Source organism: Fulvivirga sedimenti, assembly GCF_020328055.1.
Window position 1 is genome coordinate 1218921 of the sequence record NZ_JAIXNE010000001.1, and the last position, 15340, is coordinate 1234260.

Genomic DNA, 15340 nt, shown 5'->3' on the forward strand with positions numbered 1-15340 from the left:
ATGCCGTCTCTGCTTAGAAAAAAGAAGAAAAAAGAATCCTGGTTTAAATACATGTTTTCCGTTGCACACCTGTGGCTCGGCCTGGCTTCTTCATTAGTCCTGTTTGTTGTATGCCTCACAGGTACAATCCTGGTATTTGAAGAACCAATCAAACATGCCATCAACGCGGAGGTTAGACATGTGGAACCCGGACCGGATCGCAAAACCACCGATCAGCTTCTTGCACTGTACACAGATCAGTTTGATCTTGCACCCGGCACAATTACTGTACCGGATGCTGAGGATCAAGCGGTACATTTCTTCGCATTTGACCGGCAAAGCGGGGAGCGGATTTCTGTTTATGCGAACCCGTATACCGGGGAATTCCTTGGTTCGGAAAACGAAGCCGCGATGACTTTCTTTTCAACGACACTCCGGCTGCATCGCTGGCTGCTGGTACAGGGAACAGGTAAGGCGATCGTTGGCGTCTGTACGATCATCTTTTTGTTTATGCTTCTTTCGGGTATCATCCTCTGGTGGCCGGGTGGAAAGCGTGAACTAAAAAACGGGCTTACAATCAAATGGAGAGGAAATGCATACAGGATCAATTATGATCTGCACAATGTATTAGGTTTCTACGCCATGATTGGTCTTTTCTTCATTGCCGCGACGGGACTGTTCTTTGCATATCCGTCAGTTAGAGATGGGTTGCGACTGGCCCTTGGCGGAGAAATTGAACAGACACAACGCAGTGAGGGTCAGCAGCGGGCAGGCGCAGATCGCCAGGCGAAAGAAAATAAAAAATCAGGAAGCAAGCGGAGTTCGCGGGAGAAAAAAAGTGGTAAAAAGGAGTCCACATCTAATATTCTCGAGCAAGGCCTGGCAGAAGTTAGGAAGCAACTTCCTTATTCATCCGACATCCGGATTTCCCTTCCCGGAAGAAGGAGTAATGGGTACAGATTTCAGAAATACAACACATCAAATATGCTGGGTGCACGCCTCCCGGAATATGTGGAGATCGATGATCAGGGAAAAGTACTTGGCACACAGCTATACCGGGATCTGCCGGCCGACCGAAAGGTTACCTCGATCATAAAGCCGTTGCATACCGGTGAAATTATGGGCTGGCCCAGCATGATTCTTTATTTCATCCTCTGTCTGATCGGCACTTCTCTCCCTGTGACTGGATTCATCATCTGGCTGAAACGCGACGCGAAAAAGAAAAAGCACCAGGCGCGGAAAAACCATATTCCAAAGATACAAATGGAACAAAAACCATTGCACGCAGAAGCATCCGTAAGCTGATGTCCGGAACAAAGGGGTGTCAACTATCCGCCAGTGGCGGATCTCTTCGGGACAGACTACTGACTACTGACTACTGACTACTGACTACTGACTACTGACTACTGACTACTGACTACTGACTACAATAGCTCCAAACCCTGACTCCCACAGCGCTTTATTCAGTGCCGGAATATCACCGTTGATCATTTCTTCCCCCCTTTTCCGAAGGACTTCCCATAGCTGATCCAGTTCTTTTCTCCGTTCTTTTACCGGGTTGGTAATACGGGGTATACCACTCGTGGCCTGGTTGATCATGAAAAGATATTCCGCAGTGAACTTATTCGGGAAATTCTCCACATCATCATAGGCTTTGGATTTGCGCTGAACCATGTCTTCATCCCATGCCTTTATCTTCTTCAGCAATGATTCACTCATCTTCCCTACTGTTCCTGATTTTTGTTCCTCTGTCATCCCTTCCCTCACTTCACGAATTTGCTGTTGAGCCTTTTGAAGCTTATTCACCAGACCATGCATTTCGCGCACCTCATCTTCAGCTGAAGTTAGAAACGCATCATACTCTTGATAATCCTTTTCAGACAGACCATAGAGCGGATTTTCTTTCAATTCAAAAGTCTGTGAAAATGAAGACACCACAGATTTAAGCATCACAGTATATTTACCCGGGACCGCTTTATGACCCCGGTATCCTGCCTCAATATAGGCTTCGGGCGCACCGGGCATGGTTTTATGGGCAAGGTCCCAGACAATCCTGTTGATGCCGGGCTTAGTTGTAAGAACCGGATCAGATGGCGGAGCACCATTATAGGACTTCCTGTTTTTATCAGGAACAGATGAATAGGAACGAATAACGTTACCCGCCTCATTTCTGATCTCAATAATGAGGGCCGAGGAATCCCTGTCTGACGGAACATTGTAATAAATGACAGCCCCATTGGCCGGATTAACCCCTGCGTGGAGATCCATTCCATCACCGGAATTACTGTTCATTTCACTGTACCAATTTCCTGCAACAACATCCTCAGGTTTGAACAGGGAAAGCTTATTCCCCGGATTTTCAAACTGACGGATCATTCCGAGATCATCCAGAATCCAGAAGGATCTCCCGGAAGTCGCCACGATCAGGTCGTCCCTGTGGATTCGGAGATCCGTAATGGGCGTCACCGGAAGGTTCAACTGGAATGATTCCCAGGATTTCCCCCCATTCCTGGATATATAAATTCCCGTTTCGGTACCGGCAAATAATAAATCCCTGCGTTCCAAATCTTCCCTAACGACCCTGGTAAATGCACCATAAGGAATGCCTTCGCTGATATTAGTCCAGGACTTTCCGTAGTTCGTAGTCTTGTAAATCGCAGGGGTATAATCATTGAACTTGTACCGGGTTGTAGCTATGTATGCCGTTGCAGGATCGTGCGGAGAAACCTCAATCGCATTCACCAGTGTTTCACCCAACCCTTTTGGTGTAACATCAGTCCATGATTCACCTCCATCCTTTGTAAGCTGCACAAGGCCATCATCACTACCGGTCCAGATGACACCTGCCTCATGGGGAGATTCAATGACATAACTGATCGTTCCGTAGTTTTCAGCACCTACCGCTTCATTGGTATACGGACCTCCACCCTTACCCTGTTTATCATCCAGATTTCTGGTGAGGTCAGGTGAAACCTCTTCCCATGTAATGCCCATATCTCGGGTTCGCAACAGGTACTGCGCAGCATGATAGAATGTGCCCGGTTCATGCCGGGACCAGATGATAGGCGCACTCCAGTTGTAAAGATATTTCATATCCCGCGCTGCCCGACCCAGGTATTGAATGGGGGCTGCCATGATATTCGTTCCTGCCTCCGCCCTGGTATCCTTCACATCGATGGTTCCGAGGTAACTTCCTCCCATGACATATCTCGGATTATCGGGATCAAATGCAAGAAAGGCGCTTTCTCCCCCCGCCGACGGCGACCAGTTCTGCTCGGTAATATTCGCTGCCCCAAGCGCCATACTGGCAATTTTAAGTGAAGAATTATCCTGTTGTCCGCCATAAATATTATAGGGAAACAAATTATCCACATTAATTCTGTAAATCTGTGCAGTTGGCATATTTGCCTGAGTAGACCAGGATGATCCCTGGTTGAAGGTGATCCCTGCCCCGCCATCATCCGCGATCACCATATTTTTTGAATTTTCGGGATTGATCCATAAATCATGATAATCACCATGCGGTCCCGACAGCGTCTCCCAGGTTTTACCTCCGTCAATGGAACGCAGGGCCTGTGCAGATAAAACATAGACGGTATTCTCATCGTTAGGGTCCGGGAAAACTTCGATATAATACCAGGCACGCTGAACTAACCTGTGATCAGCACTTACCCTCGACCAGCTCCCCCCGCCATTTTCCGAAACGAATAGTCCCCCCTGTTCTTTTTCAGAGTCGCTTTCAATGACCGCATAGACCTTTTCAGGATTCGCCCTGCTCACTGCAATGGCCATCTTACCCTTTTCCTCCGGTAATCCCGAATGGATCTTTTTCCATGAGTCACCTCCATCTTGAGATTTATATAATCCGCTTCCTTCACCACCACTGATCACAATCCATGGTTTACGCTGATGCTCCCACATTGCCGCATAAAGGACGCGCGGATTGGAATGGTCGATAGAAAGTTCTGAACTGCCGGTAAGGTCATTCACATAGAGCACCTTCTTCCATGTTTGCCCCCCGTCTACAGATTTGAAGACACCTCGATCCGGATTCGGACCATATAACGCACCCTGGGCAGCCACATAGACGATGTCAGGATTTTTCGGATGAATAATGATTCGGGAAATATGCTGGGTCTTTTCAAGCCCGAGATGCTGCCATGTCTTGCCGGCATCGGTTGATTTATAAACGCCATCACCATAGGATGTCATCACACCGCGGGGAGCATGTTCACCCATACCACAGTAAACCACATTAGGGTCACTTTCAGAAACGGCAACGGCACCCACTGAACCAGTCTTAAAATAACCATCAGAAATATTTTTCCAGGACTGACCGGCGTCTTCGGTTTTCCATAAACCTCCGCCGGTGGTCCCCATATAATAGGTTAACGGATCGTTCACAACTCCACTGGCTGATACTGACCTTCCGCCCCGAAAGGGCCCTATATTGCGATATTTTACCGAGGATAAAAGACTGTCAAGATCCTGGGCAAATATTCCGGGAGATAGTAATAATGCAACTGATAGTAGAAATAAAGCTCTCATTGTTTCTTATTGGTGGAAAATAAATATAGCTCTATTCTGCCGTGAATAAAATAAAATCACCCCTTCAGACAGGTATACAGCGGGATTTGACAATTATTCCTTTATTGTAAATATTAATCTTTCATGCTATATTCAGCTCTTCAGCACTGGTTCAAAGTGGACTTTTGCGTCCCCTAACCCCAACCCCCTTCAACAAACATGCTCAATCAGCCGACGACTACGCTTAATCCGGTTTTATCTGCAGATCGGATCTCAGCTTTGGATATCACCCGCGGAATTGCCCTGTTCGGAATTTTACTCATGAACATCACGGGCTTCGGCCTCGGCCCGGCCGCCTACTGGAACCCGGCTGTTGCAGGGGGAGATACCGGATGGAATCTTCGTGTTTTTGAAATAACCAGCATCTACTTTGAAGGGACGATGCGCGGACTGTTCAGTATGCTTTTCGGTGTGGGTATGGTCCTGCTCACCGACCGACTGCTCCGAAAAGAAGCGGGAATACGGGTGGCTGACATTTACTTCAGCCGGACCATGTGGTTGATCGTTTTTGGGATTATACATGCATATCTGTTGCTCTGGTGGGGTGAAATTCTGTATGCCTATGGTGTCATGGGTCTGTTGATATTCGCATTACGAAACGTAAAACCGGCGTATCTGATCATAGCTGCGGTACTGCTTCTAAGTGTCGATTCATTCAGGGGTTATCTTGACTACCAGGAGATGCTTGAAAACCGGGCCAAATACGAAGAATTTCAGGCGCTTAGCGAAGAACAGCAGGAAGCTGCTGATGAGGATCTTGTGAAGGCTAAAGAAGAATGGGAAGGGGTTCTGAAGGCTCCCAAGAAAAGCGCCGAGAACCTGGAAAACTACACAAAAGATACGCAGAAAGGTTACTTTGGGATGGTTGCAGCTTTCGCACCCATGAACAATTATATACAAATGCACCTGTATGACTGGGGCATTTACGACATACTGAGCATGATGATCATTGGGATTGCACTCTATCGTTTAAAGATCATTACTGCAGAAAAGTCTTATGTGTTCTACGGTATAATGATGCTCATCGGCTACCCGATAGGGATATTCATTAATTACTTTGAGTTCAATACCGCTGTGGAAGGGTCTTTCATGCCGCTGGCGATGTCAAAGGCACAGATCACCTATCCTGTCGGCCGCCTGTTCATTCTGGCAGGCCATGTCGGCCTCATTATGATATTCTGTAAATCACATATTCTTTCTTTTTTGCAGAAAGGCCTGGCAGCCGTCGGACGAATGGCACTCACCAACTATGTAATGCATTCGGTTATTTGCATGTTCCTTTTCTACAGCTTTGGATTCGGTTTGTTCGGAAAACTACAGCGGTATGAGCTCTATTATGTAGTGGCAGCAATTTGGGCTTTTCAACTTGTTGCCAGTCCGCTCTGGTTAAATTATTTCCGCTTCGGTCCGCTTGAATGGTTGTGGAGATCCCTGACATACCGTAAACTTCAGCCAATGAGGAAGCAAAAACTTATTCAACAACCTGTAACTGTACCGGAGGTCTGATCAATCGGTATTCCCGGAACTTATAACTTAGGCTTTTCCTGAACAGGGATAAATTCTTATATACATTTCCACCCCAAACCCCTTATTGGGGAAGATCGGTATCTGTACGGACATCAACAAGAAGAAACGCTTTCCTACAGAATCTCGACATCAAGCTGCCGGCCTTCCTCTGCGGCTTTCTTATCCAGGTTGGCGCCAACGGCCATTCCGATTACCATACCAATGGGCAACCCGACGCCTAAAAATGCCATATTGCCCATGCTCAAACCAAATGATACTCCCAGAGGAACCCCAAACACCGCCATACCTAACGCCAGCCACCGCATTTGATAATGCTTTTTTACAACCAGGTTTTGTTCTTTCTCAACGATCTGAAGTATGGCACTTTGAGATTTTCGGAGCTGTTTGGAGTATTTCTTCTGATCTGAAACGAACTTATTTACATTTTGGGTTTCATCATTAACCGACGAAATGAGGGCCACAGGAAGTTGCCTTTTCTCGAGTTCTTCCAGGAGTTTTTGAAAAGCACCGATCCTTTTAGACAGTCCTTTTTCCGGGTCCGGTCCGGCCATGGGTTGAAGTCTGGTATATTCCATAGAGAATAGTTTCTTATTGACAAGTTATGGAAGAATTGAGGCAATGCAAACCCACATACCTGAATTGAGAAAATCCTGAATACTTATTTAAAGATTTTGTATTTTACATTTAAAAAAACTCAATGTCCGAATCAACACATCCTGTAATCACTTACACAGGCATTAATCAGGAGGTTATATGTGAAGACCCTGATGCAACTCTCCTTGAAGTTTCCATCAGCAACCAAATTCCACACCTCCACGAATGTGGCGGCAACGGACAGTGCACTACCTGCCGTGTACGCGTAATTGACGGACATTCAAATTTAAGTCCGCGTACCATGAAGGAGCATGAGACCGCACGGTTGCGCAAGTGGGATCCTTCTATCAGACTGGCTTGTCAGTGTTATCCAAAAGGGGATGTGAGTATACAACGGCTGGTATGGACAAGTTCTGAGGTAAATAAGCTTCAGCTTGAAATGCTGCCCGATGGAGATGCCGAAGAACGCGCCATTGCCATCCTGTTCTGCGACATCAGGAATTTTACAAAAATGGCCGTCAGTAATAATGCATTCGATGTGGCCCACATTCTGAATCGTTTTTATACGGTGATCGGAGATCCCATTTTATTCAATAATGGAGTAATCTACCAATATGTTGGTGATGAAATCATCGGGCTTTTCGGCGTTTCCGGTGGTTTGAAAGAGAAAAATTGTACGGATGCAGTTCGGGCGGCACTGGGAATGTATTATGCCATAGAAAGACTGAACCACCTGGAGCTTGTAGATTTTGATATACGGATTCAAATGGGCATCGGCATCAATTTTGGAAAAGCCTTTATTGGGCACCTGGGACACCCGAAGCACAAACAGTTTGCGGTCATAGGTGATCCTGTCAATACCGCAAGCCGAATCCAGAATTACAATAAAGTAGCAGGAACGCACCTGCTCGTTTCAGAATCAATTTTCAAAGCTGTGCCAGAAGGAACCTTTGATATTGGACAGGAATTTCAGCCCCAGCTGGCGGGTCATGAACATGAAACTAAAATTTATGAAATAAAGGGATTTAAAAACCCTGATATCAAGCTTGCACTTCAGAGTTCGATGGATTATCTCCTCAGAAATGAAGATGAATTTGCCAGCCAATTCTACGAACGCGTCTTTGAGAAATCACCAGAAACCCGTTCTCTGTTTAAGAAGAATATGAAAGACCAGGGGCGCCTGTTAACGCATATGCTGGGAGGGATCATCTATTCCATGAGCCGCCCTGAAAACCTTGATCTTGGATTGAAATTCCTGGGCGAAAGTCATTCGAAATACGGTGTGACCCAGGCACATTATCCCATAGTAATGGAATCGCTTATGGAAACCATTGAAGATCAACTCGGTGAATTTTCATCACCTGAACTTCTGAATGCTTGGCGGGAGACGCTTACAATGGTTACCGACCAGATGCGCCATTACAGTCACTAACCTGATGATTACTCACTTCGCAATGAATCCACCGGATTCGTGCGGGCAGCCCGTACGGTCTGATAGCTGATGGTAATCCAGGAAATGATGAGCGCCAATACACCTCCAACAACAAAAGGCCAGATGCCAATAGTCATCCTGTAGGCGAAGCTGTCCAGCCACATGTCCAGTCCGAAATAAGCCACCGGTATCGCAATTATCAGCGCAATGATGACCAGGAACGTGAAATTCCTGCCCAGCAAAATCAGCAGCTGCCAGATAGAAGCTCCCATAACCTTCCGAATACCCAGTTCCTTGGTCCGCCGCTCTGCAACAAACGTGGCCAGTCCGAATAATCCCATCGCCGCGATCAGCACGGCAAGTACCGAGAACGATGTAACGAGATTCGCAAGCCTTTCTTCATTTTCATACTGCGAATTGAACTGGCTGGAGATTTCACGATAATCAAATGGAAATCCGGGCCGGAAATATGACCATTGCTCCTTGAGGTACGCCACAACCTCATCCTTCTGATCGGGATCATATTTAATTGAAACGAGATTTGCACGCCCCTGTGTTATCACGAATACGATGGGAGCAATGGATTGATGCAAGGATTCAAAATGGAAGTCCTTTACAACCCCGATAACCTGTCCTTTTCGTCCGCCATAATTGAACTGCTTTCCAATAGACTCCTGGGGGGAATTCCACCCGATGGCCGCTACAGCCGCCTCATTCAGAATGAAGGACTCCGATGAGTCACTTGCAAGCAGTGGATCAAAATCCCTTCCGGCGGCAAAGGGCACTTTGTAGGTTTTCATATAATCGAAATCCACATGAATATCCGCTACACGAACATCAAGGACTTTCATCTCACCGTCCATTTCCACTTCACCTCCCTGCGAATCGAGCAATCGTCCGGATGGCACGCGGCTGGAAAGACTTACCGAATTAATTCCGGGCTGCTGCAGGAATTGTTGCTGCACGTCGCCAAACCGCTCGTATATTTCATCGGTTGATGGCAGAACAATGATATGATCCTTATCGAAACCAAGGTTTTTACTCCGCACATAATCCAGCTGATCTCTCACCATTCCCACACCGATGATCAGCACAATGGAAATGAAAAATTGAAAAACCACCAGGGCAGACCGGATTGAAAGTTTCACTGAAGGACTTTGACCTCCTCCTTTCAGGATACTTGCCGGTTGAAATTTCGTAAGATAGAATGCCGGGTACAGTCCGGCCAGAATCCCGGCGAAAAGTACAATCCCGAAAAGAAGGAGCCACAGAAAGGAATTTTGTGTAAAGTCAATGGTAATCTGCCGCTGGAAAAATTCATTGAAATAAGGAAGTACCAGGAAGATTATCACAAACGAAAAAATCAACCCCAGCAATGCAAACACAACAGATTCAGTGAGAAACTGCCGTACAAGTCCGCCTTTCATTGCCCCCATCACTTTGCGCATTCCTACTTCACGGCTTCGCTGAGAAGACTGGGCGGTCGACAGGTTCATAAAATTAATACAGGCAATAATGAGTGTGAACATTGCGATGATCCCATAGAGGTACACATAGGCGATATCTCCGTTGGCTTCAATTTCTGAATCAAGATGAGAATAGAGATGAACGTCTGTCAAGGGCCAGAAGTGGAGGCGGTTATACGTACTGGCGGGTTCACCGTCATTACTGGTGCCCAGGTGCCTGTCAAAAAAATCAGGGATTCCCGATTCAAGCACCGAAATATCTTTTCCCTCCTCCATCAGTATGTAGGTGGAATAATTATTACTGCCCCAGTTCTGCATCATTTGCTCCCTTCCGAATGCTTCCTCCACTGCCCGGAAGGACGCCATGAATTCCCAGGAGAAATGGGAATTTCCAGGAATATCTTTGACAACTCCTGTCACCTTGAAGGGGAATGACATGCCGTAGTTATTGAATATCATTTCCTCACCCATCACATCGGTACGGTCGAAATATCGTTGCGCTGCTGATTCTGTGATCACGATGCCATTGGGAGAATTGAGGGCTTGAGCGGGATCACCGGCCACAAACTCCCAGGAGAAAATGGAAAAGATTTGGTTTTCCCCGAAAAAGAAATCCTCCTCCTCGAATTTCTTGTCATTCGCTTCGACAAGCGTTCCCCTTGCTTCAGTGATCCGTCCGGATTCTTCGATGATCCCTTCAAAATCATTCTTCAGGAGCGGACTGAAAGGTGGTGCCAGGTGACCGAGGTGTAACGCTGTTACTCCCTTATCATCCACCCACTCGCGCGATGCCCGATAAATCCGATCTGATTTCTCATGGTATTTATCATAGCTCAGTTCATTCTGAACAAACAGCAGCATAAGAATGGTTGCAGCCATACCAATGGCCAATCCGAAAATATTTATAAATGCATATGCCTTGTACTTACGAAGATTCCGTAAGGCGATTTTAAGGTAGTTGGTAAACATGGGTTGGGTTGGGTCTTTATTATACAGACTGATTTCTGTAAAAAAGGTTGCATGAAATACTATTCAGCTGAATATCTTCTCACCAGGTACAATCCTGTGCCCAGACCCACATATCCAATGGTCGCCAGTATTGAATCAAAGGAAACCTGGAACATCAGCCAGACACATGCCAGAATGGCGATAGCTGGTAAAAGGTAGCCAAATGGAAGTTTGAAACTCTCAGGCGTACTTCGCGTTTTACGCAATTTTGGAATGGATGCTATGGAAATGATATAAAGGAATAGTCTTGACAATACCGTAGATGCTGCCAGCCAGATAAAGGAACCAAAAGCCGCCAGAACAAAGGATAAAACACCATAAAAGATAATCGAATTAGCTGGTGTCAGAAATTTCGGATGTACCCTTCCAAACCAGCCCGGAAGATGTCCGTCATTCGCCAGTGCATAGGTTAACCTGGGTGTCGAGAATATGGCGGCTATCAGGTTTCCCCCCACCGAGGCAACCACTCCGATCATTAAAATGACCGCCCCGGCGCTTCCCATCAGCCCGTTTGCAACATCCAGCAATGGAGTTGTTGTGGAGGCAATGTCTGGTACAACTGCCATACTCACCGCCTGTATCAGAATGTAAAGAATCGTTACCATCCCGATGCCAAGCAACAGTGCGCGGGGCATATCTCTTACCGGATTTTTAGCCTCCCCGGCATTGACTACTCCCCCTTCGAATCCTACAAAAGCATAGATCAGGAGCAATGCTGCCTTACCAAGGTCATTAATCTCCGGTAATGGGGAATTAAAGGATGGTATGATTTTCCCTCCGTACAGAAATATGCCGGTGAGAACAAGCAGAATCAGAACGAAAAATTTAACGAACGTGACGCCTGCAAGCGATCGTATCGAACCTACGGCACCCAGCACATTTACCAGCGTAAGCAACCCGCAAATCAAAGCCAGCAGAACAAGTCTGTACGAACCCGTGGCCAACGACGGGAAGAAGTATCCAATACTGTCTACAAGGAGCACGCTGTTAGCTGAAAATGAAACCACGCGGGCTATATAAAAAAGCCAACCAGCCTGAAAACCCATGAACGGATTGAAAGCAGTTGTCGCGTAACGAATAGGTCCTCCTGTTCCCCTGAAATAGCTGGCTAGCTCTGCAAAGCAGAAAATCACCGAAAGAATCAAGGACGCACAAAAAAGGTAAATAAATATGCTGTATTCCCCGGCCAGGGCAGCCGCTCCGCTCGGTAATCCAAAAATCCCCGCACCGATAAGTCCGTTTACCACCAGCAACCAGATACCCCACATCCCTAATGTTCTGGGTAGTTTTTCTTCCGATTCTGGCTTCAGGGAATTACTCAATCTGATTCTGATGGTTGAATCGGGAAGATAAGGAATTAAACGGATATGTAAACCCGTTCGCTATGGGCTGGATAGTCCTCCTGAAAATAAAGAAGACAGCCGGTTGGCTGTCTTCTCCTTGAAAAATCTGCAGTACGTGAACTGCAATTATTCTACGCTTTCAAAGGGGAATGCATCCAGCGGATCTTCAAAAGCAATAAAGATCACGCAGGGATCACCACCTTTGCAGGTAGCAACATGTGGCTTCTCTGCAGGACCATAGGCGTATGTTCCCACTTTCATTACGCTCGTCTTTTCGCCCTGATAGGTGACATGCAGTTCTCCGGAAACCAGGACCATCCGCTCCGGGGAGGTATGATAGTGATTGGGGATATCATAATTCGGGGGAACCTTGAAAAATACATCAAAATTGCCCCTGGAAGGATCTCCCTGAAGAACTGCAATCTGACAGCCGGCTGGCATGAAAGGTGGACACTCTCCCCATTCCAGCATTTTACTTTTGGCCGTTAACGCAATAGAATTCTGCGCCTGGGCAATAAAGCTGAACAGGCTCAAAATAAAAATGACTGGAATTATTCGTTTTAGTTTCATCGTTTTTTCAATTAAGGTTTAATGTTCTGATTCACTCGAAACAGATTTTCCGGATCATATTTCTTTTTGATCTGTACGAGCCTGTCATAATTCTGACGGAAGCTCGCGCGGACCCGGTCATTCCCTTCGTCCATCATAAAGTTGGAATAGGCTCCTCCGGCAGAATAGGGATGCAATGCTTCCCAGTAATCCTTGCACCAGTCAGTAATCAGTTCTGCATTTCCCGGATCCGGATCCACACCTACGATCACTCCTGAATATTTCGCATCGCGATATGCCCAGGCCGTGTCTTCATTCCCAGGGCGTGCCGCCGCTCCGGTAATTGGATAGAGGTGCATCTGAGACAAAGGAGTTGGAATTTTCGATCCGAATTCACGGTGTACTTTGCTGATTTCCGGTCCGATCTCATTGAAAAAATCAGCGCGCCAGTACCATTGCAAACCCGGAGGCATCATCCCATCAAATAAGGTCTGGATTGAGGGGTATGGCATACGGCCAACATGCTGAAAAATTGGGTTTTTAGCGAGAATCGGTGCAAATGTTTCCGCATCTGTCGCCTCATCACCTGTATAACACCATACAATTCCACAAAACTGTTTATTGTGCAGTGATTCCGGAAACGGAGGTCCGGGAATAACCATTGTGGCAATAAACCCATTCAGATCTTCAGGAGCGTTCTGAATGAATTCGTGATACCAGGCCATGATCTCTTCGGTTTGTTCGATAGGCCATAGTGTTGGTCCGCCAAATACAGTTTTCACCGGATGTGCCTGAAATTTAAAAGAGGTAACAATTCCGAAATTGCCGCCGCCCCCGCGAATAGCCCAGAAAAGATCCGGATATTTATCCTTATTTACGGTAATGACCGAGCCGTCGGCCAGTACCATATCGGCCTCCAGCAAATTATCAATGGTAAGACCGTATTTACGGCTCAGATATCCAACTCCCCCTCCCAGGGTAAGTCCGCCTACCCCCGTACTGGATATGATTCCTGCCGGTACGGCAAGTCCGAACGGATGTGTGGCGTGATCAACCTCGCCCCAAACATTACCTCCGCCTACCCGAACAGTGTTGTCTGCCTGATCCACCCTGACCGATTTTAATCCCTCAAGGTCAATAACAATTCCATCATCGCAGATTCCAAGTCCTCCACCATTATGCCCCCCGCCACGCACGGCGACCAGTAAATCATGTTCTCTTCCAAAATTCACCGAGTGGATCACATCGGCGACATCTACGCACTTGATGATCATAGCTGGATGCTTGTCGATCATCGCGTTATACACCTCCCGTTCATCAGCGTAATTCTCACTATCGGGAAGTACAATCTTTCCCCTGAGCCTGGAAGCTAATTCAAGGATCAGGGATTCATCAATTTGTAGTTCAGATTTTATCATGCTGGTAATTTTTTATTTACCACAAGGTATCTGAACCTTAAAAGATAGGATGCTACGTTTGATTCAAAGAATCCTAATTATGATGCAGGACAGGTTTATGGGATGCATTAATCCACTTCCGCAAGCCTTTTGGCATAGGCCGAAGGAAGGATTCCATATGCCTCATAGAAGCATTTGGAAAAATAGGAAGGGCTGTTAAACCCGGTATCGAAAGCGATTTCCGCAATATTCTGACTCGTACTTTCGATTAACTCGAGGGCCTTTTTAAGCCTGAACTTCTTGATGAAGGTATTAGGAGACTGCCCGGTAAGTGAAACAATCTTTCTGTACAACTGAGATTTACTGTATCCCAGGTTTTTGCTCAGATCGGTAATTTTGAATTCCGTTTCATTCCAGGACTGCTCAGTATAATCCATGAGCATTGTCAGGAATTCAATCTCCATCATACGCAGTGTTGTAATGAAGCCGTGCCTGGGGAAATCTTCAAGCGTTTCGTCCTCATATAACGATTTAACCTCTGCGGTAACCAGGATACAATTCTCTCCAGCCATACACATACGTCGTGCAAGCGTTATGGTTTCTCCAAAAAGTTCATCTTTATCGGTTACAGGAGATCCGGCACTCAGGCTTATGGTACAATGTATATTGTCCGTATTTTTGTTTTCAAGATACTTCTTCAGCTCAGCATGAGTGGAAACCGCTGCTTTCACAGCATTCCTGGCGGTGGCAAAGGACAGCATAACACCGGCAGTACTCATTTCCACAACACTGCCCTGAAAAGGGCCTGCAACTTGCTCAATAATTTTCGCACACTCCCGTACAGATTGTGTTCCGGTGAAAAGGCTGGGGTTCTTATCAAAACTAATCACCATAATAAACCTGAAAGCAGATTCGGTAATTACATTCAATTCAGTTCCCGATGTGTTTTCAGGATCTTCGATCCTTCCCAGGAAAGATTCCACCAAACGATCATCCACTTCAATAATCTGGTGGGGGATTGCCCCATGTGCGTGATCATGCATATCCTGTAACGCCTTTTTATTCGGCGCTTCAATTAAACAAAAAGCTGTCTTTCTGTTTTCATCGCACCAATAGGTAAGACCCTTGCATCCGTACAGATGCTGAATTTTCATATCCGCCTGATGCATTTGAGCAACGTGTTCTGCATGAATATTGTCAGGCACCTCATGTCGGTCCATGTAAATTGGCATAGTCGTAATTATTAAGACCGGCCGGTATCGAATTTCAGAACAACACTACTGCGCTTTTCTTACCCACCAATTCAACCGGCAATCAGGATTCGTGTTAAAACAAGTATCGGAATATACGAAAATGCAAAAGAGCAAACAACCGGCTACGCAAAAGATAATAATGTTGAACAGGCTGAAAAGCAAACTTTATTTTGCGCGTCAGCCGAAAAAACCACTGTCAATGAAA

General features: G+C 46.3%; 10 protein-coding genes. 3 read left to right on the top strand and 7 right to left on the bottom strand.

Annotated elements, in window-relative coordinates; genetic code table 11:
• Window positions 1-1284: a PepSY-associated TM helix domain-containing protein gene (locus LDX50_RS05640; protein WP_225697431.1), complete on the top strand. Its 1284-nt coding sequence runs from the start codon at window positions 1-3 to the stop codon at window positions 1282-1284.
• Between the two features lie 105 nt (window positions 1285-1389).
• On the opposite strand, the gene LDX50_RS05645 is transcribed toward LDX50_RS05640, so the two are convergent.
• On the bottom strand, window positions 1390-4527 hold the full coding sequence (locus LDX50_RS05645) for a WD40/YVTN/BNR-like repeat-containing protein (RefSeq protein ID WP_225697432.1): 3138 nt from the start codon (window positions 4525-4527) through the stop codon (window positions 1390-1392).
• 198 nt (window positions 4528-4725) lie between these two features.
• On the opposite strand from LDX50_RS05645, the gene LDX50_RS05650 reads away from it, so the two are divergent.
• Window positions 4726-6072 carry a DUF418 domain-containing protein gene (locus LDX50_RS05650; RefSeq protein ID WP_225697433.1) on the top strand — a complete coding sequence of 449 codons (1347 nt, stop codon included), beginning with the start codon at window positions 4726-4728 and terminating at the stop codon, window positions 6070-6072.
• A gap of 134 nt (window positions 6073-6206) precedes the next feature.
• Here LDX50_RS05650 and LDX50_RS05655 read toward each other — a convergent pair whose 3' ends face one another.
• Entirely contained in the window at window positions 6207-6668 is a 462-nt protein-coding gene (locus tag LDX50_RS05655) for a hypothetical protein (RefSeq protein ID WP_225697434.1), read from the bottom strand.
• A 122-nt stretch (window positions 6669-6790) separates the two neighbouring features.
• Between LDX50_RS05655 and LDX50_RS05660 the strand changes: the two genes are divergently transcribed.
• Complete coding sequence (locus LDX50_RS05660; RefSeq protein WP_225697435.1) at window positions 6791-8119, top strand: adenylate/guanylate cyclase domain-containing protein; 1329 nt, start codon at window positions 6791-6793, stop codon at window positions 8117-8119.
• 8 nt (window positions 8120-8127) lie between these two features.
• On the opposite strand, the gene LDX50_RS05665 is transcribed toward LDX50_RS05660, so the two are convergent.
• From LDX50_RS05665 to LDX50_RS05685, 5 genes are all read right to left on the bottom strand, one after another.
• A complete protein-coding gene (locus tag LDX50_RS05665; RefSeq protein WP_225697436.1) occupies window positions 8128-10554 on the bottom strand; it encodes an ABC transporter permease in 2427 nt (808 codons plus the stop codon).
• Window positions 10555-10613: 59 nt separating this feature from the next.
• Window positions 10614-11915 (bottom strand): APC family permease, encoded by a 1302-nt coding sequence (locus LDX50_RS05670; RefSeq protein ID WP_225697437.1) that lies wholly within the window; start codon window positions 11913-11915, stop codon window positions 10614-10616.
• 147 nt (window positions 11916-12062) lie between these two features.
• Window positions 12063-12506, bottom strand: coding sequence for a cupin domain-containing protein (locus tag LDX50_RS05675; RefSeq protein WP_225697438.1), 444 nt, complete (start codon window positions 12504-12506; stop codon window positions 12063-12065).
• Between the two features lie 11 nt (window positions 12507-12517).
• Window positions 12518-13903 carry an FAD-binding oxidoreductase gene (locus LDX50_RS05680; RefSeq protein ID WP_225697439.1) on the bottom strand — a complete coding sequence of 462 codons (1386 nt, stop codon included), beginning with the start codon at window positions 13901-13903 and terminating at the stop codon, window positions 12518-12520.
• Window positions 13904-14010: 107 nt separating this feature from the next.
• Window positions 14011-15114 carry a nickel-binding protein gene (locus tag LDX50_RS05685; protein WP_225697440.1) on the bottom strand — a complete coding sequence of 368 codons (1104 nt, stop codon included), beginning with the start codon at window positions 15112-15114 and terminating at the stop codon, window positions 14011-14013.
• Between the last annotated feature and the right edge of the window lie 226 nt (window positions 15115-15340).